This window comes from Neobacillus niacini, from assembly GCF_048572935.1.
In the GTDB taxonomy this organism is placed as follows: Bacteria; Bacillota; Bacilli; order Bacillales; family Cytobacillaceae; genus Neobacillus; species Neobacillus niacini.
The window spans coordinates 4879173-4902987 of the sequence record NZ_CP183883.1; the positions used below are offsets into that span (position 1 = coordinate 4879173).

The window sequence follows — 23815 nt, forward strand, 5'->3', positions numbered from 1 at the left end:
ATTGCCAGGATTTTTTTACTATTTACTGCATAACATCTTCTAAACGATCGACAGCTCCATTTTGCAATAAGAACATTTTATGGTATAGCCCGCCGAGTGCCAGCAGCTCTTGATGTGTTCCTCTTTCCACAATCTCACCTTGGTGCAAGACGAGAATTAAGTTCGCATCCTGAATGGTTGACAATCTGTGCGCAATGGCAATCGTCGTGCGTCCTTTTCTCATTTTCGCAAGAGCTGTTTGTATCGCCTCTTCTGTTTCGGTATCAATATTGGCTGTTGCTTCATCAAGGACAAGGATTCTTGGATTGGCGGCAATTGTCCTTACGAAGGCAATTAACTGCCTCTGTCCACTAGATAAAGTAGAACCTCTTTCCACCACTTTGTGATTATAGGAATCTTCTAGCTTTTCGATAAACGTATGTGCTTGAACAAACTTAGCAGCTTCCTCCACTTGTTCATCTGTTAAAAGATGATTATGAAGCGTAATATTGTCTCTTACGGTTCCGTAAAATAAAAATGGATCCTGGAGTACAAGCCCCATTTTGTCTCGTAATTCTTCCATCGAAAAATCACGAATTGATTTACCATCAATTAAAATATCACCATTTTCATATTCATAAAATCTCATTAATAGATTAATAATCGAACTTTTTCCACTTCCCGTATGTCCGACGAGTGCTACCGTTTCCCCAGGATGTGCAGTAAAGGATATATTTTTTAATACATCTCGCTGTCCATCATAAGAAAAGGTTAAGTTCTTAAATTCAATTCGTCCCTCTTGAATCGAAAGAGTACTTTCATCCTGTTGTGCCGGTGCCAATTCCTGCTTATCCAAGATTCTAAACACACGTGCTCCAGCCACAATGGCTTGCTGATATAACGATAATCTCATCATCATATTATTGACTGGCTCAAAGAACCGCTCCAGGTAATTGACAAATGCGTATAGCACACCGATTTCAACGGGACTGTTCAATGAAGTGATACCAAAATAATTTAAAACGATGATTAGTCCTAAAATGAAGATCAAATCAACCGCAGGTCGCAGCAGTAATCCGTCAATCTTAATATTTTTCATACCTGCGTTATAATGCTTTTCATTGATGTCTTCGAACTCTTTACGAAGTCTCTTTTCTTGCCGGAATACCTGAATAATACTCATTCCCTGCAGAGATTCACTAAGCTTCGCATTTAATTGGCTAAGCCTTTCGCGCATATCCAGATAAAAACGGGAACTAAACTTACGGTATAAACTCATGACAAGTAGAATCAATGGGATAAAAATCAGACAGAAGAACGCTAATTTCACATCCAAAATAAACATGGTTATGAAAATACCTGTTAGTAAAAATCCGCTTTGGATAAAGGTCGAAAGTACGGTAACAAACATATCTTTAATGGCTTCGGTATCATTTGTAATCCTAGAAACAATACTTCCGGCCGGTGTTTGATCAAAATATTTTAAACCGAGCGACTGTACTTTTGAAAAAATATCAACCCGCAGCTGTTGTATAATTTTTAAAGCAATCTCCTGAAACTTTACCAATTGGAAAAACAACAATACCGATTTAACAATTTGAATGCCAAGATAACTTACCCCAAGTATTAACAAAGGCTGAAACACTAAATTTCCTGGCGTTAAATAATCATCAATAAAAATCTTAACGAGAATCGGAGAAGCTAACTCTCCTAATGTTGTTAACACTAAAAGGCTGAATGCTAGAATTAATTCCTTTTTATGTGGTTTCGTATAAGATAGCAGGCGATATAAAACAGTCTTTTGTTCTTTTTCAGTCAGCTGTGCTGTTTCATCTATTTTAATGTCCTCCATGCTCTACCAACTCCTCTAGCTGCTGACGTAAATACATTTCCTTATACCATCCACCGCTCGCCATTAGTTCCTCGTGCGTACCTCTCTCCATGACTTCACCGTTATCTAAAACTAATATTAGATTGGCGTGTTGGATGGCACTTAAACGGTGAGAAGTAATGACCGTGGTTTTCCCCTCACGATTTTTCCTTAAAGAGGAAAGAATCGCTTCTTCCGTTTTTGCATCCACAGCGGATAGGGAATCATCTAGTACCAGCACTTCTGGATTCATCAACAGTGCGCGTGCAATCGATATTCTTTGTTTTTGGCCGCCTGACAGTGAAACTCCCCTTTCACCCACCACGGTTTGATAGCCCTCAGTAAATTGAAGAATATCTTCATGAATATTGGCTAACTTTGCTGCACTGTTGATTTCCTCTTTCGCTGCACGGGGATTCGTAAAGGCAATATTTTCAGCCACAGTTGCTGAGAATAAGAAATGATCCTGAGGCACATAGCCAATGGCTTCACGCAGTTTTTCCAGCTTGTATTGTTGAAGGGTATGACCTCCGAAAGTAATTTCCCCTTCATAGCCCTCAAATTCGCGAATGAGAAGCTTTAATAATGTGGTTTTTCCAGCGCCTGTTTTCCCTACAATTCCAAGTGTTTCGCCTCTATTAAGTGTGAACGAGATATCCTTTAACATGGCTTCTTTTTCACCAGGGAAGGTGAACTTCTTAATGTTATATTGGAGATTGCCGCTTGGCACTATCTCTAAAGCTTCCTCTGTGTCTGTAATATCAGATTTTTCACGAAGTAATGCTGCTACACGGTCATAAGAAGCGCGGCCGCGTTCAACGATGTTAAATAACCAGCCGAATGCCAACATTGGCCAGATTAAAAGTCCTAAGTAGGTAGTAAAGGCAATTAACTCACCAATCGATAATTCTCCAGCTAATACATATTTGGAACCAAAGGTAATCGCTAAGAAAAACGATATTCCTACGATAATGGAAATGGTCGGATCATATAAAGAATCTATTTTTGCTACGACGATGTTTTTTTGAACTACATCCTCGGATTGCTTTCGGAAATCCTCGATGTCTTCTTTTTCCTGACCAAATGTTTTTATAACCTTAATCCCTGAAATACTTTCCTGTGTTTTATCATTCAAATCAGAAAAGGCTTCTTGCGCTTTGTGAAAAGTACGGTGGAGCATGGTACCAAACCAATTTGTAAGCACTGCCATAAATGGCATCGGGATTAAACAAATCAACGTTAATTTCCAGCTGATCGTAAATGCCATGGCCAGAATAACAAATCCACCTGTTGATAGCGAATCTACTAACGTTAGTACCCCCGCCCCCGCTGTTTGTTGTATAGCCTGTAAGTCATTGGTCGCATGTGCCATTAAATCGCCAATTCTGCGTTTCTGATAGAACGATGGTGACATTTTGGTAAAGTGCTGATATAAGCGGTTTCGTAACTGTTTGCTCAGTTTAACGGCTGAACCAAAAATCATGATTCGCCAAAAATACCTCAAGACATACATACCCAGCCCAGCAGCTACTAATATAAGCATCCATTCTAGAAGCACGCCTTTGGTCAACGTACCTTCATTAATATGGTCGGCGATTACACCAATTACCTTTGGCGGTACGAGCTGAAGAAGCGCTACAAACAGTAATATACATGTTCCTGATAGGTATGCTTTTTTCTCTTGCTTAAAAAACCAACCTAAGTCTAAAAATACTCTCATAATTGTTCCCCCGAAAATGATTTACCTTATCGTTTTATTATTTTAAAAAAATCATTTCACCCCACCCGAAGGTATATTTTATCAAATATTAGTAAAATAATAAAGATTTAGACACTTTTTCCCATTTATAAAAAAAGCACTCACCGTAATGAGTGCTAGTCCATAATTATTTAGTTAATTGCTTATCTGCTTCTGCAACTTTTCCTTCTGCAGATGTTTTTAATCCTTCAACTTCTGCTTTGATTTCGTCAGGTACAAACTTCACTCGGTTAATATAGTTAACGATTACCTGATAATCTGTTTTCATTGCAGTTAAATCAGCCGGATCGTACGTCTTAGTTTGATTTTCGTTGTTTTTAATAAATGCTGAAGCGATATAATAGAAATCTTTTTGCGATTCACTCTTTAACGAAACGGTCTCTTTAACGACTTCGTCATACTTTTTTTCTACGATTAAGTTTGAGAACTTTTCATCTTCAGCTGTTAACTCTCTTGTATTTGCATTTTCTTTAGCAGCATTGGTACCTTCTTCTGTCTTCTTTACATCAGGAGAAGCCTTTTCTTCTTTTTCTGTCGTTCCACAAGCTGTTAAAGCTAGAAGTAAAATTAAAATAAGTGATATAACTCTTTTCATAAAACATGCTCCTTTATCTATGTAGTTGTTCTTAGCGTAACTATTATGTACCTATTTATCCCATATTTCAATATATTTTTCTGAAATAATAAAATTCTGAATAAATAAAAAAACCACTTTATCCGAAGATAAAATGGTTTTAAGTTTCATCTATTATTTGCCTTGTTGTTTGTTCATAGCAGCCATCATTTGGTTGATCTTCTTTTGAGAAGGCTTCATACCCATTTGCATCATCATCATTTTTAGCATTTGCTCATTGATTGGTGGATTTTTCTTTAAATAGCTCATCATGTATCTGCGAGCAATGAAAAATCCTAGAGCCACACCAGCTACTAATGCTAGTATAACCACTAGAATCCATAGACCTGTACCCATTAAAACTTCCTCCTTCATGTTGTCTACCATACAGTGTACTAAATAAAACGGGAATATACAATATTCTCTTTCAAAAGTTTAGACATATTTTCTCTCTTTAATAGGCTTTAACCATCCAAATCTTTGATGATCTAGGTCTAAAGCCATAAAGGAAGATTCACATTTCCTCAACACTTCAAAGAAAATTGTTTCTGCTTCATAGCTTCCGGTAGCCTCAATGGTGATTAAATCCTGGTAGACCCTTAGTTTCGCTGTACTCAGTTTTCCACTTAACTCAATAGAGTATGTACCATGTTCCGCACGAAAACCTTTCTTTTTTCCAAGTTGTTTTTGAATTAAATTATGGATTTTTAAAACTTCTATCGATTTTGTTATATAGGTTATTTGTTTATTGGTAATAAATTTTAGTTCACCTTCTGCTTGGTCATGTTCCTGAAAAAGCTGAAAAAACATACGCTCTCTTCCGAAGTAATGGGCGGCAAATTCATCTTCTATTAAATAAAGCTGATACTGTCTCACCACGATCTCTCCTTCGTTGAATACCTTTCTATCAATTATAAGATAAGCGCTATCAAAACATTTGTCTCTTACCGGCAAAAAATTGCACTATTATTGTCGAATTCATAAGTTTCTTACAATTTTTATTATATCTACCAAACAACAGGAATGGTATAAATTAAGATTTCTTCATTTATTGTTTATAACTAGCTATATACTATTTGGATTTGCTCCATTATTAAGAACAAAATAGTATTCCTTTTCCTTTATTTGGATATTATAACCATAACATACATTTTGAAAAGGAGGTAAAATTTTGGTATTAACTAATCCATTAAATGTATCGGAAATAGGTTCTCTTTGGCAGACATATCAAGAAAAGACCCTGATCATGAGATTCTTGGAATACTTTATAGAAAAAGCAGATGACCCACAGGCAAGAAATATTTTAGGTGGGCTATGGCAAGAGCTAGATTATTATCTGAAGGAGATGGAAAATCTATTTTCCGAGCAAGGCATGGCCATACCTGTTGGGTTTACATCCAACGATGTTGATTTAGAGGCACCGAAATTATACGACAATGGTTTTGACATTATGTTTCTCCGTATATTAAAGGAAGTGAGCATGGGGCTTTACACACTGGGAATGAATATGACTTATAATAAAAAGGTAATGGTCATTTATGAAGGACTAACAAGTGTTACACAAAAAATCTATAAACTTTCTACCTCTTATTTACTTGAAAAAGGGATTCTATCGCTCCCTCCCAAAGTGTCTATGTCGAAAAGAACAGAATTTATTAAAAGTAAGAAGTATATGGAGGGATTTAAATTAATTGGGGACAAAAGAACTTTAACGACTCTTGAGGTTGGTATCATTCATCACAATCTTGAAGTGAATAATATTGGCATGCAGCTGATTACTGGTTTTGCTCAATGCGCCCAAAACAAAGATGTTAAGCAATACTTTACTAAAGGGATTAATCTTGCTAAAAAGCAGATAAAAGCGATGGAAGAACTCCTACTAGAGGGAGATATTCAACTATCCGCAACCTCTGGAGCTACAGTTACGACATCTACAGTCCCGCCATTTTCTGATAAGTTAATGATGCACTGCATTTATATCCTGAATGGATTTGGGCTTATAGGTTCAGGAACAGGTGGTTTTTTCAGTTTAAGAAATGATTTAGCGATGAAAACTCTTTTGCTGGCAAAAGATGTCTATTTCTTTGCCCAAGAAGGGATTGAAATTAAGATTAAGAACGGCTGGTTTGAGGAACCACCACAAATGGAAAACCGTTCACAGATTATCCAAAGAGGAAAATGAATAAACTACATAATTAAGTGAACTTTTTACATCTAAAAAAATGACTATCAAATCTGCTTACAATTTGATAGTCATTTTTGGTTTAGAACGGTACCGATTACGGTCCCCTCTATATTTTATTTTTGAAGAAGTGCTTTCACGCGTGCTACTACATTGCTTACACTGAAGCCGTACTCTTCCATAATCTTTTCTCCAGGTGCAGAAGCCCCGAAAGTATCAATTGCTAGGACGTCTCCTTCATCACCTGTGTATTTGTGCCAGCCGAATGAAGAACCAACTTCAATTCCAAGACGCTTTTTCACGTTCTTAGGAAGTACTGAGTTTTTGTATTCCTGTGACTGCTGTTCGAAGCGATCCCATGATGGCATACTTACAACAGAAACATGAATACCTTCACCAGCTAAAGCAGCTTGTGCTTCAACAGCTAAACTTACTTCAGAACCAGTTGCTAGTAGCAATGCATCTGGAGTCTCTCTTTCAGAAGGAGCAACCACATAAGCACCTTTTGAAACGCCTTCGTAAGCATTTTGGTCCGTTCCTTTTAGTGTTGGCAAGTCTTGACGTGTCAGCACTAAAGCAGTAGGTTTGTTTGTAGATTCAACTGCTAGCTTCCATGCTGCAGCAGTCTCGTTACCATCTGCTGGACGAATAATAGAAAGACCTGGCATTGCACGTAGTGCTGCAAGCTGTTCAATAGGCTCGTGTGTAGGTCCATCTTCACCAACAGCAATACTGTCATGAGTGAAAACATACGTTACTGGTAAGCCCATTAATGCAGCCAATCGGATTGCTGGACGAAGGTAATCAGAGAATACAAAGAATGTTCCTCCAAAAATCTTCACTCCACCATGTAAAGCGATTCCGTTCATGGCAGCGCCCATTGCAAATTCACGAACACCGAACCAAATATTGCGGCCTTCATAGCTGCCTGGCATAAAATCTCCAGTTCCTTTGATCATCGTTTTATTAGAACCAGCTAGGTCAGCTGAACCACCAATAAAGATTGGTAAGTTTTTCGCAATACCGTTAAGAACTTCAGCAGAAGATGCACGGCTTGCTAAACTTTTTCCTTCACTGTAAACCGGAATATCCTTATCCCAGCCTTCAGGTAATTCGTTATTCAACGCTTTTTCTAATTGATTTGCTAACTCAGGATAATCCTTTTTGTATTGTGCAAAAAGGTCATTCCATTCTTTTTCTTTCTTCGTACCGTTTTCAACGATTAGGTTTTGGAAGTGAGCATATACTTCCTGTGGAACATGGAAATCTTCTTCGAAAGTCCATTTATAAGCTTCTTTTGTAAGCTTTAATTCGTCAGCACCAAGCGGAGCACCATGGACACCAGAAGTTCCTGCACGGTTAGGTGAACCATATCCGATCACTGTTCTAACTTCAATCATTGTTGGACGGTCAAGGTCATTACGAGCTTCTTCAAGGGCCTTAGAAATTTCTTCTAAATTATTTCCGTCTTCGACGCGAAGATATTGCCAGCCGTATGATAAGAAACGCTCCTTAACGCTTTCAGAGAAGGATTTGTCCAAGTCACCATCAAGTGAAATATCATTTGAATCGTATAAAACCACCAAGCGACCTAATTTTAAGTGGCCAGCTAGTGAAGCTGCCTCAGCAGAAACACCTTCCATTAAGTCTCCATCACCACAGACACCATATGTATAATGGTTCACAAGTTCATAATTGTCTTTATTGTAAACACTCGCTGTATGGCGTTCTGCCATTGCCATACCAACAGCCATAGCAATACCTTGTCCAAGCGGGCCAGTCGTTGCTTCTACCCCTTCAGTATGACCGTACTCAGGGTGTCCTGGAGTTTTACTTCCCCATTGACGGAATTGCTTCAGATCATCCATTGATAGATTGTAACCAGATAAATGAAGCATGCTGTATAATAAAGCAGATCCATGGCCTGCAGATAATACAAAACGATCACGGTTAAACCACTCTGGATTTTTCGGATTGTGGTTCATGAAACGAGTCCATAAAGCATAGGTCATTGGTGCAGCACCCATTGGCATTCCAGGATGTCCTGAATTTGCTTTTTCAATCATATCAATTGAAAGCGTACGAATAGATGTTACAGACAAAGCATCGATAGTATCAAACATTGTTTACATCACTCCTGATCTCTAGGATAAAAAAATAATAACAACCTTAATATTATAGCTCTATTCACATTAATTCAACAATTAATTTGACTACTAAACAAATTATTTCACTTCATTATATTTTGACACATGTTGGTGCGCAATATGTAAAAAGGAAAACAAAATGTTTTCCTATTAGATTAATGAAGATTATATTTTTTTCTATGTTTGATTTTTTCTGGCGTTACGTCATTTCCCTTAGGGTCAATGATTTTTGTATTTGTTAATGTATCCAGCATAGAACTGCGGAAAGTGGTCAAATACTCGCTTCTTAATTTAGATTGTTCCTTCGCTTCTGCTTCTGTAAGACCAGTTGCTTTAGCTTTTCTTGCTAATTCATTGATTCGTGCCATTTTTTCTTTTGAGAGCATTTTTAGGACCCTCCTTTCAAATACTTGTGCTGTGTATATAGATCAGCTGATTTCCGCTCCATGAACTTAGCGCACCAAGGACGGTAAGGGAGAGACCCCGCAAGAGTCTTCGTATCCAATCAACTGAGTACATAAAAGATTCCACAGCCGCACTTAAGGACTGATTTTACTAAAAAATAGACCATCTGACAAGCAAATGGTCTACTCTTCTTCTGACTCAATCAATTCTTGTTGATATTCCTGATAGCGTCTATGGACAGTTGCTTTTGAAATATTATATCCAAATCCCCTTAAAGTAGCAGCAATCTCTGAAAAAGTTAATTTATTTTTTCTAAGACGGATAATCTCCTCAATTGGAAGTTCTTTTTTTTCCCTTCCAGAATTCCACTCAAGATTTTTTAGATTTTTTTCAGGCTTATATCCCTGCGCCACGGCTCGTTTCATCCCTCGTTTAATTTTAATATTATGTAACTTACGCTGGTATTCTTCAACCATGCCAACAATTTTTAAAACCATTGAATCACTTTCCGATAACTGCAGTTCACCATTATGAGAGATACTATAAAGTTTCACATTTTCTTTTAAGATACAATGTAAGAGGGCAATCTTCGCATTTCCTCTTCCTAGTCTTGTTTCATCTTGAATTAACACAGCTTGGATGTTTTTTTCTTTCAATAAATCTAATAACTCAAGAATCCCGTTTCTTTCAAGTTCATAACCACTTGCCTGTTCCCTAATAATGGAGACGACATGAAATTGATATTGAGCGGCAAGCTGCGTGAGCTCCTCTTCTTGGCGCTTTAAAGATGTTTCCTGGGTTTCTTTGTTTGTACTTACCCTGCAGTAAATGATTGCATTGATCATCTGACTCTATTCTCCAGCAGCGCTAGCATATTCCGTTATTGTCCCAACTTCATAGTTGACAGGAATCATGATTTTTTCCCCAGGATAAATTCTATCCCCATCGATTTCATTATGATGCTTAACCCAGCTGACAAATTCATCATTAGAGTAAGAATGCTGACCGGAATATTGGTTGGAGATCTTCCAAAGTGAATCTCCTTCAGATACAGTAATCGTTAAGTATGTTTCTTCCACATCAGAATTAAAGCGTAATGATAAAATAAAAGCTACTGAGCAGCTCAAGATGATTAATAAAATAGCATACGAGTATTTGTCCCAAACTTTTCTCATACTATAACCCCTATCTAGAATGTATGTTCGTTTTTATATTTTTATTATAGTCCGAACGTTTGTTTGTTGTCAATAATAATTCGAACTTATGTTTGTATAAAAAATACGAACATGCTATAATAAAGGTAAATATTACATAGGGCGAGGTGTATCTATTATGACAAAAATATCTAAGCGCCAGCAGGATATCCTTGAATTTATTAAAGGGGAAGTAAAGAAAAAGGGTTATCCGCCATCCGTTCGGGAAATTGGTGAAGCGGTAGGACTTGCCTCTAGTTCTACGGTTCACGGTCATTTAGCACGGTTGGAAAGCAAAGGACTAATCAGACGAGATCCAACTAAACCGAGAGCCATTGAAATACTAGAAGTGGATGAAACGGTTCATATTCCGAGAAATAATGTGGTCAATGTACCGATTGTGGGTAAAGTAACTGCGGGTCTTCCTATTACCGCCATCGAAAACGTGGAAGAGTTTTTTCCACTTCCTGAAAGTCTAGCACCTGCAGACGAGCAAGTATTTATGCTAGAAATCATGGGTGAGAGTATGATAGAAGCAGGAATTCTCGATGGAGATTACGTAATTGTAAGGCAGCAGCCAACTGCGAACAATGGAGATATCGTTGTTGCGATGACTGAGGAAGATGAAGCAACCTGTAAACGTTTCTTTAAAGAAAAAGATTACATCCGTTTGCAGCCTGAAAACTCAACCATGGATCCCATTATCTTAAGAAATGTTTCTATTCTTGGAAAAGTTATTGGGGTTTATCGACATATTCATTAATCTAATCACAGGAAAGAGTACAATTCCGTTTGCGAATTGTACTCTTTTTTATCAGTAGCGAAGGAAAACTCACCTAGATTATGAGTAAGCACCCATCTGGTAAATAGACGGAATAAGTCCGGCTATTTAGAAAATATCATTGAAAATAGCCTTATTAGACGGAGAGATTCCGCCTATTGACTCGAAAAAACGAAAAATAGGGGATTTTGCTTTGCATAAGCGAAAAAACTCCGTTTATTTTCCCCTAGACGAACTCCATTCTGCATTTAACCGGAAAGTATCCGCTTATTTACATCTGCCGGATACTCTATCGAAAAAACGCCTCATCGATACAACATCTCCACGTTTTCACCTATCCTCGACCAAATCATATTTAAATTTATACGAAAATGTGTATAATTACTCATTCTAACTAGTTTCCACTATTTGTATAATAGTAATACACCATGATTTAACCTTAGGTCCAAAAAACTAGGCTTAAGGAGAGTGGAATGAGTGTTGTATGACATTATTTTCTCGATGGTTATTGGTGGTATGGTAGGGATTACAGGGCATGTTAGGAAGCATGGAAAAATAATAATGCCCCGGAAAACAAAGAGGTTTATCTATTTGGGTTTTTTAGAAGAAATGCTTCTAGGTGCAGTCGCAGCTCTCCTCATCCTGATTTACACAACTCCCAATTCAATGGTTGAAACCATTTTTTTATCAGCCCTTGCCGGAATTAGCAGTGATATCATACTCACTAGATTCAGAGCGCTTAATGAAAATAAAGAAAAAGAGTCTTGAACGCAAATAGCCCAGTATGGACCATATCCATCCTGGGTCTTTTAATTTGCTGGAAGCTCCTTTTTTATATCCTTTTTTTCATCTTTCTTGTGATTTCCATGAGAGCTCTATGATTACCACTTTCTCATTTTTCCTGCACGTTAAGTCGTCATAAACACTCTATGATTACCACTTTCCCGTTTTTCCTGAACTTCAGGTCACCATAATCACTTTATGATTACCATTTTCTCATTTTTCCTGCACGTTAGGTCACCATAATCACTCTATGATTACCACTTTCACTATTTTCCCATAATTAGGTCATCATAATCACCTTATAATAACACCACAACCAACTAAAACGAAAAACAACCCAGCATGGACTCAAATCCACACTGGGTTATATTAAATCTTAGTACATGCTCATGTATTGTTCGCGTTCCCAAGGGTGAACAACAGTACGGAACATATCCCATTCAATTTCCTTTGCTTCGATAAAGTGTTCGAAGATGTGCTCTCCTAAACCTGATACAATGACTTCATTAGACTTTAATAGGTCTAATGCTTGAGCTAGAGTAGCAGGAAGATCGATGATACCTTCTTCAATTCTTTCTTCTTTGCTCATCACATAGATGTTACGGTCCACTGGAGCTGGAGGAGTTAATTTGTTCTTGATTCCATCTAAACCAGCTTTTAATAGAACAGCCATTGCTAGGTATGGGTTAGCAGCCGGGTCAACACTTCTAACTTCTACACGCGTACTTAAGCCGCGGGAAGCTGGAATACGAATTAGTGGTGAACGGTTTCTAGCGGACCATGCCACATAGCAAGGTGCTTCATAGCCTGGAACTAGACGCTTATAAGAGTTAACAGTTGGGTTTGTTACCGCTGTAAAGCTTGGTGCGTGCTTTAGGATACCAGCGATGAATTGACGAGCTGCATCGCTCATTTCTAAGTCACCAGTTGGCTCGTAGAACGCATTTACGCCATTTTTAAATAATGAAAGATTCATGTGCATTCCTGAACCATTCACTCCATATAATGGTTTTGGCATGAACGTAGCGTGTAATCCGTGCTTACGTGCAATTGTTTTTACTACTAATTTAAATGTTTGGATTTGGTCACATGCTGTTAACGCGTCCGCATATTTAAAGTCAATTTCATGTTGTCCTGGTGCTACCTCGTGGTGAGAAGCTTCAATTTCAAAGCCCATTTCTTCTAACTCTAGTACGATATCTCGACGGCAGTTTTCGCCTAAATCTGTAGGCGCAAAGTCGAAGTATCCGCCTTGGTCATTCAATTCTAATGTCGGCTCACCTTTTTGGTCTAATTTAAACAAGAAGAATTCCGGCTCAGGTCCTAAGTTAAAGTTCGTAAAACCTAACTCTTCCATTTCTCTTAATACTCTTCTTAAGTTATTACGAGGATCCCCATCAAATGGCTTTCCTTCTGCAGTATAGATATCACAGATTAGTCGAGCTACTTTTCCTTTTTCAGCCGTCCATGGGAATACTACCCAAGTGTTTAAATCTGGATATAGATACATATCTGATTCTTCAATACGTACGAAACCTTCGATAGAAGAACCGTCAAACATCATTTTATTGTCAAGAGCTTTTTCTAACTGACTGATAGGAATCTCAACGTTTTTGATTGTTCCTAGAATATCAGTAAATTGTAAACGAATAAATTTAACATTATCCTCTGCTGCCAACCGCTTAATATCTTCTCTAGTAAACTTTGCCATTTTCATTACCTCCAAGATTTAATTAGTGGAAAAATCGTGACATATCCCCTTGCCTTAGTGACGAACGATTGAATCTTCCTGCTTGCTGCAATTCTTGCCGGAGTAAATTCCGTAACTGTTCGTCTGTTAATTCCTGCTTGGCTTTTTCAGCCTGCTGCTGGATAACATTTGCCTGTTGATCTTTGACCAATAACAGCTGTTTGATACCAGCCATATTTATTCCTTGATCAATGAGATCCTTAATTTCTAATAGTCTATCAATATCGTTTAAGCTAAAGAGTCTTCTATTCCCATCTGTTCTAGCTGGAGAAATCAATTCGTGCTCTTCATAGTAACGGATTTGTCTCGCTGTTAATTCTGTTAGCTGCATAACCGTTCCAATTGGGAATAGTGGCATTGAGCGGCGTAATTCTTTTCCACTCATTTAATTTCTCCTCTCCTTTTGCTGATTTATAATCCTATTATATTTCGTGTTAGAAAAGATGTCAATGTTGTGTTAGGTTTTCTAACATGGTTTTTTCATCAAAAAGAAAGGACAACTCTTTCGTTATCCTTTGTATTTCTACTTAGTTTAATTCAATCAACTTTTTCTCCATTAACGAATCGATAGCTATGCAGACCGCCATTTTGACATGAGAATATGTTAATCCGCCTTGAACATAGGCCACATACGGAGGTCTAATTGGTCCATCGGCAGTTAATTCAATACTAGCCCCTTGAATAAACGTTCCAGCCGCCATGATGACATCGTCCTCATACCCAGGCATATAAGCTGGATAGGCTGTAACATGCGAATTAATTGGTGAAGCAAATTGGATCGCCTGGCAAAAGGCTATCATCTTATCTTTATCATCAAATTGAACAGATTGAATTAAATCCGTTCTGTTTGCATCCCACTTCGGCGAAGAATTCATTCCTAATTTTTCTAAGAATGCTGCTGTAAAAACAGCTCCCTTTAATGCTTGTCCGACTACATGCGGAGCTAAAAAGAAACCTTGATACATTTCCTGCAGGCTGTAAAGAGAAGCTCCAGCTTCTGCGCCGATCCCCGGAGAGGTCATACGGTACGAACAGGCCTCTACGTATTGCTTTTTACCGACTATATAGCCGCCTGTTTTTGCAATTCCTCCGCCTGGGTTTTTAATCAGTGAACCCGCCATTAAATCAGCTCCAACATGACAAGGCTCTAATTCTTCAACGAATTCTCCGTAACAGTTATCAACGAAAACCACTACATCTTCTTTAATTTCTTTTACGAATGAAATCATTTCTTTAATTTCCGCAATCGTGAAAGATGGACGGGTTGCATACCCTTTTGACCGTTGGATGCCAATCATTTTCGTATTGCTCTTGATTTTAGAAGCTACGACCTCCCAGTCGATTCGCCCCTCTTCCGTTAGCGCTGCACTATCATAAGAAATGCCGAACTCCTTCAAGGAACCGACACCATTCCCACGGATGCCGACAATTTCTTCAAGGGTATCATACGGTTTTCCCGTAATATATAGAAGTTCATCTCCAGGCCGAAGAATCCCAAATAACGCAATCGAAATCGCATGGGTGCCGGAAATAATCTGCGGACGGACTAGGCCCGCCTCACCACCAAAAACATCTGCATAAATCAGTTCTAATGTATCTCTTCCAATATCGTCATATCCGTACCCTGTAGTAGGGATAAAATGAGAATCACTGACTCGATGTTTTTGGTAACTACTCAATACTCGAAATTGATTGGATTCAATCCTTTCATCAATCCCTTTATGTACGGAGGCAATTTGTTGTTCTACACTCCTTACGATTGGTTGAAGTTTTTCCCCATTTTTTAACTGTTGAAACATGCTGTTACTCCATTCTTGTTTTATATTTCTCTAATTGGCCGGAAATTTGATGATCTGGAAGAGAAAATCCGCGGCATTGATAAAGTTCTTTTTCTTCATCAAAGACAAGTTCTCTTACAATCGTCTCATTCTTTAATTGTGCCAGCAGTTTTCCCTCGGTTGAAGGAATACTCACTTGATATTGATCCATCATTTCAATAATGACTTTTTCGATTTTTCTTTTGAGTTCGTTTCGGTCCTCTTTATCATAAGCGCTTATGAAGATAAGAGGCGTGTTTGCCGTTGGTACAAAGTCAGGATGTTTAATATCCCTCTTATTATAAACAGTGATCTGTGGAATGTCTTTCACTTCTAAGTCTTCAAGCAGCTTATTGACTGTTTTTTCATGCTGAAAATAATCAGCATTGGCCATATCGACTACATGTAAAAGAAGATCCGCTTCCTTCACCTCTTCTAGAGTCGAACGGAAAGCAGCAATCAGGGCTGTTGGCAGGTCTTGAATGAATCCAACTGTATCTGTTATTAACGTTTGATAACCGCTTGGTAAAACCAATTTCCTTGTCATTGGATCCAACGTCGCGAATAATTGATTTTCTTCATAAGAATCCGCTTCAGATAGCCGGTTAAAAAGTGTCGATTTACCTGCATTCGTATAACCAACAATCGCAATTTGGAACGTTTTGTTTTTCTTTCTTCTTTCCCGGTAACGTTCGCGGTGCTGTACAATGACGGAGAGCTGACTTTTAATATCATCAATTCTTCGGCGGATATGACGGCGGTCAGATTCAAGCTTTGTTTCCCCCGGCCCCCTTGTTCCAATTCCAGCCCCTAATCTTGAAAGTGCTGTCCCCTGCCCAGCAAGTCGCGGCAAAAGGTATTGAAGCTGCGCTAGTTCGACCTGCAGCTTACCTTCTTTTGATCGTGCTCTTTGTGCAAATATATCTAATATCAGCTGAGTCCTGTCAATAATGCGGGCGTTTAATTCAGAAGCGAGATTTCTTTTTTGGCTTGGGGATAATTCATCGTTAAAAATCACCAAGTCAGCCTCGACTTCATCGACAAGGGTTTTTAGTTCTTCCACTTTACCTTTTCCTATGTATAGAGCAGGGTGAATCCGCTCTCGTTTTTGAGAAACAGACATCAGAACTTCACCCTTAGCAGTTTCTGTTAAGGAAGCAAGTTCCTCCATTGAATATTGGAACCGACTATCATCTAATGTTTGCGTTTGGCAGCCAACTAAGATTGCTTTTTCTAAGCTTACTTCTTGTTCCATACCAACACCTCTTTTTCATAAATATTCTTTCCTCATCATACCAAAAATGATGACAATCCCCTAATCTAAAGCGGATTTTTTCATTTTTATATTGATTAATTTTACTTCCGTGTTAAAATCATATTTGTTTACAGAAAATTAAAAGACTTTTTTCATCGAGGGGAAACTAAAATGACGTGGGATGTCTTAAGTATCATTGGCACAATTGCGTTTGCAGTTAGCGGCGCCATTGTTGCGATGGAAGAAGAGTATGATATTTTAGGGGTTTATATATTAGGAATTGTAACGGCTTTTGGCGGTGGTGCAATTCGGAATCTGTTAATCGGTGTCCCTGTTTCAGCACTTTGGGAACAAGGGTTATTTTTCCAAATAGCACTATTATCAATTACAGCTGTGTTTCTTTTTCCAAATAATCTATTGCGTCACTGGCAGAAATGGGGAAATTTTTTCGATGCCATTGGCTTATCAGCTTTTGCCATTCAAGGTGCCATATACGCGGCCAATATGAATCATCCAATCAGCGCTGTCATCGTCGCAGCTGTCTTAACTGGAATTGGCGGAGGGATTATTCGTGATTTACTTGCAGGAAGGAAGCCAATTGTTTTAAGAGCAGAAATATATGCAGTATGGGCGATTCTAGCAGGTCTCATCATTGGATTAAAAATTGCGTCAAGTCCATGGGAGTTGTACACGCTTTTTGTACTAATAACATCACTAAGGGTCCTTTCCTATACATTTCATTGGAAACTGCCATCAAGAAGACTTGGTGTACATTAATAAATCGGCGGAATTTGTTCCGCCGATTTTTTGTATTATGAATCTTCCTCAAAGATTAAATCATTACTTCTAAGTGTCATTAATTCATGCTTATCAAAGCTATTTTGCAATAAAAGCCGCATTGCCTGAGCGCGAATGGACTTTTCAATTATGTTACGAACATATCGCCCATTCGAAAAACTATTTGGACTGAGTACCGCTTTGACCCAAATTAAATGATCCTTTAGCTTTTTTTCGGCTTCATGACTTAAAGAATACTCCCTTTCATCGAGCATACGGCTGGCAATTTCCATTAATTGTTCAATGGTGTAATTCGGAAAATCAATGACTAACGGAAAGCGGGAATGTAAGCCTGGGTTTAGTGTAAGGAAATAATCCATCTCCCGGGAATAACCAGCCAAAATTAGAATGAACTCGTGCTGTTTATCCTCCATATGCTTCACGAGAGTATCAATGGCTTCTTTTCCGAAATCCTTCTCCCCGCCGCGCCCTAATGAATAAGCCTCATCAATGAACAGGATTCCTCCTTGCGCTTTCTTAATTAGATCTCTTGTTTTCTGTGCGGTATGTCCAATATATTCCCCCACGAGGTCAGCTCGTTCTGCCTCAATTAAATGTCCTTTAGTCAGAACATTCATTTTTAAAAAGAGCTTGCCAATTAACCGTGCAACCGTTGTTTTGCCTGTTCCTGGATTCCCTTTAAACATCATATGAAGTGCTTGTTTTCTAGCCTTCAGTCCCAGTTCCTCTCGTTTCTTATTAACAAAAATCCATGCATAAATTTCTTTTATCATTCGTTTCATTTCTTCCATACCCACTAATGCCCCGAGCTCGTCTTCAATTTCCTTTAATGCCGAGTGCTCCGGGGGAATAACCTTTGGAACAACTTGAGGAACAGGCAGCTCTTTTGTCAAGGACTTCCTCTTTTGCGAGTTAAGGGATACTGTTATTTGTCCATTACTTTTCATGCGAATTGGTTGATCCAAAGCCTTCACCTCTCATTCTGCAAACAGTATACGTTAGGCAGCTTTTATCGTTGATTTGAAAAAATAATTATTCATTTTGACAAATAACGAGAGGAAATTGCTAATTAAGTTCACTCTGATTTTTCTATGCGCTTCCCAAGCAATACTCCTTCATTTATGTGTATTCATCTTATTCACAATTCATTATTAAAAATAAAAAAGGAGCCCATGAAATTCATGGACTCGGGCTCATACGTAAAGATTATTGTGCATCCAGGTCAAGCTGAACATTTCTTTGCGGTGCAAAGGTTGAAATGGCATGCTTGTAAACCAATTGCTGCTTACCTTCTGATTCAAAAAGTACAGTGAAATTATCAAAGCCTTTAATTTGGCCTCTTAATTGGAATCCGTTTAATAAGAATACCGTCACATGAGTGTTATCCTTACGGCATTGATTTAAAAATTGGTCCTGAATGTTGATCGTGGTTTTCATTGGTATATCCTCCTCTTTTATCTCTACTAATATGTATTCGATTTTACTTGTAGGTTTCCTTCAACGTAATGTGAAATTTCGGTTATTTTTTTTGACAAATTTACGACATCTGTCATATCAAACCATTTTACTTCCATTTTGTTACGAAACCAGGTTAGCTGTCTTTTTGCATATCGTCTAGAATTTTGTTTTAAATTTTCAACGGCAATCTCGACACTTACCTTCCCATCTAAATAATCATAGATTTCTTTATAGCCTATAGCCTGAATGGATTGACAATCTCTTAGTCCATGCTTGTATAACATGCTGACTTCGTCAAGCAGACCTTCCACAATCATTATGTCGACTCGCATATTAATCCGTTCATATAGCTTCTCCCTCTCCATTGTTAAACCGATCAGTGCAGTTTCATAAAGAAGGTCAGGCTGTTGATTATTTTGATAGTCACTCATAATCTTACCAGTACAATGAAAAATTTCAAGTGCCCTAATCACCCTTCTTACATTATTCGGATGAATTTGGCTGGCACTCTCAGGATCGACTTTCGTTAACTCCTCATGGAGAGCAACATTACCAATTTCCTTTGCCCTCTCTTCAAGCTGCAGGCGGAACGCTTCATCGGCAGGAGCCTCAGAAAACTGATAATCATAGATAACTGATTGAATATATAAGCCAGTCCCTCCAACGATAATAGGCAGCTTGCCTTTTGAAGCAATGTCCGATATTCTTTCCCGCACAAGCTGCTGGAACTCCGCAACAGAAAAACTCTCATCCGGATCTTTAATATCAATCAAATGGTGGGGAATTCCTTCCATTTCTTCGGGTTTTATTTTTGCAGTTCCGATATCCATACTTCGATATATTTGCATGGAATCGCCGCTGATAATTTCGCCATTATACCGTTTAGCCAATTCAATGCTTAACTTTGTTTTTCCAACTGCAGTTGGACCAATAATGACTAATAATTTCTGTTTTGAATCCAAAATTTTCACACTGCCCTTTTCTTAATTTCCGTGATGGTAGGAACCAAGTCACACTTACATCCTAACATAAAACCTTAAAAGCAGTTGAACATCAAATAAGTATAAACAAAAAATATCTTTTCTATGCATGATCTGCACATTTAATTTATTCCATTTTCATCTCAATAAAGATATTTCGGTTACATCTTTACATTCCTATAACGATTCATTTACAAACCGAGTTTTACCCCCAAACTCATGGTAGTCTTAATCGTAGCTTATTTTGTAGAAAGATGACTAGCCAATATGGAAAGTTGTCGAAAAATAGGAAATTAGGTGAAAGAAATGTTATCAAACTTTGAAATTGGAATCGATTTAGGAACAGCAAATATATTAGTTTATAGTAAAAATAAAGGAATCGCTGTGAATGAACCTTCGGTGGTAGCGATTGATACAGAAACTAAAAAAGTTGTTGCTTTTGGTACAGAAGCAAAAGAAATGATTGGAAAAACACCTGAGAAAATTATTGCGATCAGGCCGCTGCGAGAAGGTGTGATTGCCGATTATGATCTTACAACAGAGCTTCTGAAACATATCATGCGAAAGGCTTCTAAATCTGTCGGCTTTGCCGTTCGTAAACCCAATGTTGTCATCTGTACACCTTCTGGATCAACAAGTGTTGAAAGACGAGCGATTCAAGACGCTGTGAGAAATGCCGGTGCAAAAAAAATTCAGTTGATTGAGGAACCAGTTGCAGCTGCTATTGGTGCTGGAATGCCTGTGGATGAGCCGGTAGCCAATGTGGTGGTTGATATTGGCGGCGGTAATACTGAGGTAGCGATCATATCATTCGGTGGTGTTGTTTCCTGCCATTCTATTAAAATTGGCGGAGACCGTCTTGATGATGAAATCATTCAACATGTCCGTAAAGAATATAATGTGTTAATTGGCGAACGAACAGCTGAAAATATCAAAATGGAGATAGGCTATGCCTTAATTGACCACGAAGAGCTTACTATGGAGGTACGCGGACGTGATCTTGTAACAGGGCTGCCAAAAACTGTTACACTCTCATCCTATGAAATTCGCAATGCTTTAAAAGAATCATTATCTCATATATTAGAAGCGATTCGTGCCACCCTTGAGGATTGTCCTGCTGAATTAAGTGGTGATATCGTCGATCGCGGTGTGATTCTAACAGGCGGTGGTGCCTTAATGAAGGGAATGGAAGAGTGGCTGAGTAAAGAGATCTTTGTTCCCGTTCAACTCGCTCCAGAACCATTAGAATCCGTTGCAATTGGAACCGGAAAAGCTCTTAAATACATGCATAAGCTTCCAGCTTCAGTGAAGTAAGAAAAAATAGAGTGAACCATTTCGGTTCACTCTATTTTACTTTTTCCATATTAAGGATTATGCTGTGACCGTTGCGGCATGATTACATAACCCAATGCCCTGCGTGATTTAAGAATTTTCATTAGCTGATCCTGCATTGAGGCATTGCATGTTACCTCTATAATAACCTCTCCTTTACTGCGCGCAAAAACATCTATTTTCTTTTTATTGACTGCTAACTCGATAATCAACCCTAAAAGAAAACCACCTGCTAAGCCGAGCAGACCCCATATGACGGGTCCCCAGTGCCACACGAATCCATATATCGTGCCGAGGACACCAAAGATGGTTGCGCCCATCATCGCTCCATCGAGAATACTTCTGCCATCCACTCGATGAATAGTGTCAATGATATGTGCTTTTGAATCCAAGTTTTCTAGAGGCAATGCAACGATATTCTGTTGTGGTACTCCCAGTTTCTCGATGTCATGGATGACCATCTCCACAAACGGGGAAAAATCAAAGGTAGCTATGATTTTTACAAGATTTGTTTCCGATGCGTTTTTTTGACCCAAGTTTTCCGCCCTCACCCTAAGAAACCGTATTTGTTCAATATCAAATAGAGTATTGCTTTCGGTTACAGAGACATATCCTTGATAAATCGCAAAAGCGTACATCGAAGGTAAAAACAAAAACCACTGCCAGTCCACAATTGCCGCCGCCTGGGTAAAATCCCCAAGGAACGAATAGAGGAAGGTACCTACTGCCTCTGCCTTATAGCAAACAAAGATCCACCATGCCAATACAAATGCACCAACGACCGTACTTCCTCCATATAATTGTCCTAGGCCAGGTGTAAAAGCAGACCAGAACATTCCCACAGTTGGAATTTTCTTATCTAAGATTACAACATCAAAAAAACTAACTTCTGAAGGAGTAACCGGTGCATCTTCAATCTCAGATAAAATGTGACTTTTCTTTATTTCTACAGCGCATCGGTAACTATCCCAAATACTATATATGTATACTGCCACATAAAGGAGACCCCATTCCTGGTCGATAACCGCAGTAGCCTCTGCAAATTTACCTTGAAAAGATAGAGCAATCCCCATGTTCAAATGAGATTTATTGTTCACCACAAGTTCCCAAAGTATCAGAATCAAACCGTGAAGATACTTCCCGATAAACATGTGTCCAAACCCAGGAAAAGCAGCAGACCACCAAGCGGCAATCCAAGGAGGACGTGGATAAACCGAATTAATCCCAAATACAGATATCCGCCCTTTAGAATAACGTGGTTTTATGTTAGCTGACTGAAACTTCTGATGCGGCATAGGGAATGTTCTCCTTTGACTTATAGTCTTTGTTAATTTTACCAACAATTCCCTATGTTATGCGGTTACTCATTTCCCATCTTAACGGAGGCAAAATAAATATAGCTCTCGCCAATAAAATATCAGAGACGGGAGCATAAATGGTTGTGTATGATAAAAATTAATCAATGACTGTTAATTCTGATATCACCTATCGTTTCGATATGAACTTTTTCTTCCTTTAGCGTTTCAATAAATTGTTTTACTTCTTCATACTGGTTCTTATATATTTCTACATCCTCAAGGAGAGTTGAATGTAAAGTCACCTCAATACGATCTTCCCTCAAAGGAATACGAATGGTTTCAATATTTTCATCCAATTCGCCTTCAGAATTTACTATCTTTTTTTCAATGATTAACTCCTCACGACGAACAGGAACCAATATTTGCTTCTCTTCCGTATAACTTTTCTTATAAACTTTAACGTTTGATGTCTCTATCCACTTTTTGCTTACCTGCAATTCTTCCTTATGTAATTTGATTGTTACATCCTCATTGTGGTCATTTGACTTTTCGAGCTGTTCAGACACCTTAAACCTCCTCCAATGAAAAGAGTGAAAACACCTTTTCATTATGGAGGATGAAAAGGTGTTTTATTTTTTAGCTGTTATTTATATCTTCAAAACCTGTTGTATCGGAAACAAAGTCGACACTTCCAGTGGTGTTAACATTAGCCGTTTCATGTTTAAGAGTTTCCTGAATTTGCTGTGTTTCCTGAACTTGGCGCTTGGAAGCAGAGACTTCCTCTGTAGCTACTGTGTATTTGTTTACTTGAACTTGCTCTTGGCTGACAGGGATATGGATGGTCTCATCAGACCCGATTGATGCATTACTACGTTCGTTCAATGGCGTTCTCTTTATCACAACTTCCTCGTGCATAACAGGAACTTCTACGGTTTTTTGTTCTTCTACAACCTCTTTTGAAAGAACAACTTCACCAGCATCGACTTTATTTTTCGTAATGTCTAGCTCTTCTTTATGAAGCTCTAGGGAACCATTAGTTTGATTATCTTGGGTACCTGAGCTAGCATTGTTTCCTTGTGCGCTGGAGCTAGCATTGTTTCCTTGAGTTGATGCATTATTTTGGCTGTCTTGATTATTTGTATTTTGTGAATTGTCATCACCAAACAAATCAAAAATGTTACCCATAAGTATTCCTCCTCGCAAATTGATTAAAAGTAATGCCTTTATATAATCTACCCAAGAGGTATTTTTATTCTTATGGATTAAGATACCTTTTCAAACTTATTATTTAAAAAAAGTTGTTCATTTTACCGAAAAAATTTCTGCTGTAACACATCTTTTAGACGTTACTTACTCCAATAAAAAATGACTATCGTTTTCAAACTTCTCGATAGTCATTTTCCATATATTGTTAT

24 protein-coding genes are annotated in these 23815 nt (G+C 38.3%); 5 read left to right on the forward strand and 19 right to left on the reverse strand.

Annotated elements, in window-relative coordinates:
• Window positions 1-22: 22 nt before the first annotated feature.
• The 5 genes from ACN6MT_RS24000 to sirA form a co-directional block, all read right to left on the reverse strand.
• Entirely contained in the window at window positions 23-1831 is a 1809-nt protein-coding gene (locus ACN6MT_RS24000) for an ABC transporter ATP-binding protein (protein ID WP_419888385.1), read from the reverse strand.
• Window positions 1818-3569, reverse strand: coding sequence for an ABC transporter transmembrane domain-containing protein (locus ACN6MT_RS24005; RefSeq protein WP_419888386.1), 1752 nt, complete (start codon window positions 3567-3569; stop codon window positions 1818-1820). The genes ACN6MT_RS24000 and ACN6MT_RS24005 overlap by 14 nt, the downstream gene beginning before the upstream one ends.
• Window positions 3570-3735: 166 nt before the next feature.
• Window positions 3736-4203 (reverse strand): hypothetical protein, encoded by a 468-nt coding sequence (locus ACN6MT_RS24010; RefSeq protein ID WP_419888387.1) that lies wholly within the window; start codon window positions 4201-4203, stop codon window positions 3736-3738.
• Window positions 4204-4356: 153 nt separating this feature from the next.
• Window positions 4357-4578: a YneF family protein gene (locus ACN6MT_RS24015; protein ID WP_063254381.1), complete on the reverse strand. Its 222-nt coding sequence runs from the start codon at window positions 4576-4578 to the stop codon at window positions 4357-4359.
• 78 nt (window positions 4579-4656) lie between these two features.
• Window positions 4657-5097, reverse strand: a complete 441-nt coding sequence (gene sirA, locus ACN6MT_RS24020; protein WP_063254380.1) for a sporulation inhibitor of replication protein SirA — start codon at window positions 5095-5097, stop codon at window positions 4657-4659.
• Between the two features lie 295 nt (window positions 5098-5392).
• Between sirA and ACN6MT_RS24025 the strand changes: the two genes are divergently transcribed.
• On the forward strand, window positions 5393-6403 hold the full coding sequence (locus ACN6MT_RS24025) for a DUF3231 family protein (protein ID WP_419888388.1): 1011 nt from the start codon (window positions 5393-5395) through the stop codon (window positions 6401-6403).
• Window positions 6404-6519: 116 nt separating this feature from the next.
• On the opposite strand, the gene tkt is transcribed toward ACN6MT_RS24025, so the two are convergent.
• The 4 genes from tkt to yneA form a co-directional block, all read right to left on the reverse strand.
• Window positions 6520-8526 carry a transketolase gene (gene tkt, locus ACN6MT_RS24030; RefSeq protein WP_419888389.1) on the reverse strand — a complete coding sequence of 669 codons (2007 nt, stop codon included), beginning with the start codon at window positions 8524-8526 and terminating at the stop codon, window positions 6520-6522.
• A 179-nt stretch (window positions 8527-8705) separates the two neighbouring features.
• Window positions 8706-8936 carry a DUF896 domain-containing protein gene (locus ACN6MT_RS24035; protein ID WP_419888390.1) on the reverse strand — a complete coding sequence of 77 codons (231 nt, stop codon included), beginning with the start codon at window positions 8934-8936 and terminating at the stop codon, window positions 8706-8708.
• Window positions 8937-9137: 201 nt separating this feature from the next.
• A complete protein-coding gene (locus tag ACN6MT_RS24040; RefSeq protein WP_419956523.1) occupies window positions 9138-9797 on the reverse strand; it encodes a YneB family resolvase-like protein in 660 nt (219 codons plus the stop codon).
• Between the two features lie 9 nt (window positions 9798-9806).
• Window positions 9807-10130, reverse strand: coding sequence for a cell division suppressor protein YneA (yneA, locus tag ACN6MT_RS24045; protein ID WP_419888391.1), 324 nt, complete (start codon window positions 10128-10130; stop codon window positions 9807-9809).
• A 157-nt stretch (window positions 10131-10287) separates the two neighbouring features.
• Between yneA and lexA the strand changes: the two genes are divergently transcribed.
• Together lexA and ACN6MT_RS24055 are read left to right on the forward strand one after the other, a co-directional pair.
• Window positions 10288-10911 (forward strand): transcriptional repressor LexA, encoded by a 624-nt coding sequence (gene lexA, locus ACN6MT_RS24050; RefSeq protein WP_063254376.1) that lies wholly within the window; start codon window positions 10288-10290, stop codon window positions 10909-10911.
• Window positions 10912-11406: 495 nt separating this feature from the next.
• Window positions 11407-11697, forward strand: coding sequence for a DUF4257 domain-containing protein (locus tag ACN6MT_RS24055; RefSeq protein ID WP_419888392.1), 291 nt, complete (start codon window positions 11407-11409; stop codon window positions 11695-11697).
• Window positions 11698-12088: 391 nt separating this feature from the next.
• On the opposite strand, the gene glnA is transcribed toward ACN6MT_RS24055, so the two are convergent.
• The 4 genes from glnA to hflX all read right to left on the reverse strand — a co-directional run bounded on the left by glnA (window position 12089) and on the right by hflX (window position 16534).
• Window positions 12089-13423: a type I glutamate--ammonia ligase gene (gene glnA, locus ACN6MT_RS24060; RefSeq protein WP_419888393.1), complete on the reverse strand. Its 1335-nt coding sequence runs from the start codon at window positions 13421-13423 to the stop codon at window positions 12089-12091.
• A 22-nt stretch (window positions 13424-13445) separates the two neighbouring features.
• Window positions 13446-13847, reverse strand: coding sequence for a MerR family transcriptional regulator (locus ACN6MT_RS24065; protein ID WP_034672862.1), 402 nt, complete (start codon window positions 13845-13847; stop codon window positions 13446-13448).
• Between the two features lie 142 nt (window positions 13848-13989).
• Complete coding sequence (locus tag ACN6MT_RS24070) at window positions 13990-15261, reverse strand: aminotransferase class I/II-fold pyridoxal phosphate-dependent enzyme (protein WP_419888394.1); 1272 nt, start codon at window positions 15259-15261, stop codon at window positions 13990-13992.
• 4 nt (window positions 15262-15265) lie between these two features.
• Window positions 15266-16534, reverse strand: coding sequence for a GTPase HflX (gene hflX, locus ACN6MT_RS24075; RefSeq protein ID WP_419888395.1), 1269 nt, complete (start codon window positions 16532-16534; stop codon window positions 15266-15268).
• Between the two features lie 171 nt (window positions 16535-16705).
• Between hflX and ACN6MT_RS24080 the strand changes: the two genes are divergently transcribed.
• On the forward strand, window positions 16706-17311 hold the full coding sequence (locus ACN6MT_RS24080) for a trimeric intracellular cation channel family protein (RefSeq protein ID WP_419888396.1): 606 nt from the start codon (window positions 16706-16708) through the stop codon (window positions 17309-17311).
• 35 nt (window positions 17312-17346) lie between these two features.
• On the opposite strand, the gene spoVK is transcribed toward ACN6MT_RS24080, so the two are convergent.
• The 3 genes from spoVK to miaA form a co-directional block, all read right to left on the reverse strand.
• Window positions 17347-18297, reverse strand: a complete 951-nt coding sequence (gene spoVK / locus ACN6MT_RS24085) for a stage V sporulation protein K (RefSeq protein ID WP_034672855.1) — start codon at window positions 18295-18297, stop codon at window positions 17347-17349.
• A gap of 241 nt (window positions 18298-18538) precedes the next feature.
• On the reverse strand, window positions 18539-18769 hold the full coding sequence (gene hfq / locus ACN6MT_RS24090) for an RNA chaperone Hfq (protein WP_034672853.1): 231 nt from the start codon (window positions 18767-18769) through the stop codon (window positions 18539-18541).
• A 26-nt stretch (window positions 18770-18795) separates the two neighbouring features.
• A complete protein-coding gene (miaA, locus tag ACN6MT_RS24095) occupies window positions 18796-19752 on the reverse strand; it encodes a tRNA (adenosine(37)-N6)-dimethylallyltransferase MiaA (RefSeq protein WP_419888397.1) in 957 nt (318 codons plus the stop codon).
• A 324-nt stretch (window positions 19753-20076) separates the two neighbouring features.
• Between miaA and mreBH the strand changes: the two genes are divergently transcribed.
• Window positions 20077-21084 carry a rod-share determining protein MreBH gene (mreBH, locus tag ACN6MT_RS24100; RefSeq protein WP_419888398.1) on the forward strand — a complete coding sequence of 336 codons (1008 nt, stop codon included), beginning with the start codon at window positions 20077-20079 and terminating at the stop codon, window positions 21082-21084.
• Window positions 21085-21134: 50 nt separating this feature from the next.
• Here the strand turns inward: mreBH and ACN6MT_RS24105 are convergent, their stop codons facing one another.
• The 3 genes from ACN6MT_RS24105 to ACN6MT_RS24115 form a co-directional block, all read right to left on the reverse strand.
• Window positions 21135-22397 carry a hypothetical protein gene (locus ACN6MT_RS24105; protein WP_419888399.1) on the reverse strand — a complete coding sequence of 421 codons (1263 nt, stop codon included), beginning with the start codon at window positions 22395-22397 and terminating at the stop codon, window positions 21135-21137.
• Window positions 22398-22561: 164 nt separating this feature from the next.
• Complete coding sequence (locus tag ACN6MT_RS24110) at window positions 22562-22966, reverse strand: YsnF/AvaK domain-containing protein (protein ID WP_419888400.1); 405 nt, start codon at window positions 22964-22966, stop codon at window positions 22562-22564.
• A gap of 70 nt (window positions 22967-23036) precedes the next feature.
• Window positions 23037-23585 carry a YsnF/AvaK domain-containing protein gene (locus ACN6MT_RS24115; RefSeq protein ID WP_419888401.1) on the reverse strand — a complete coding sequence of 183 codons (549 nt, stop codon included), beginning with the start codon at window positions 23583-23585 and terminating at the stop codon, window positions 23037-23039.
• Between the last annotated feature and the right edge of the window lie 230 nt (window positions 23586-23815).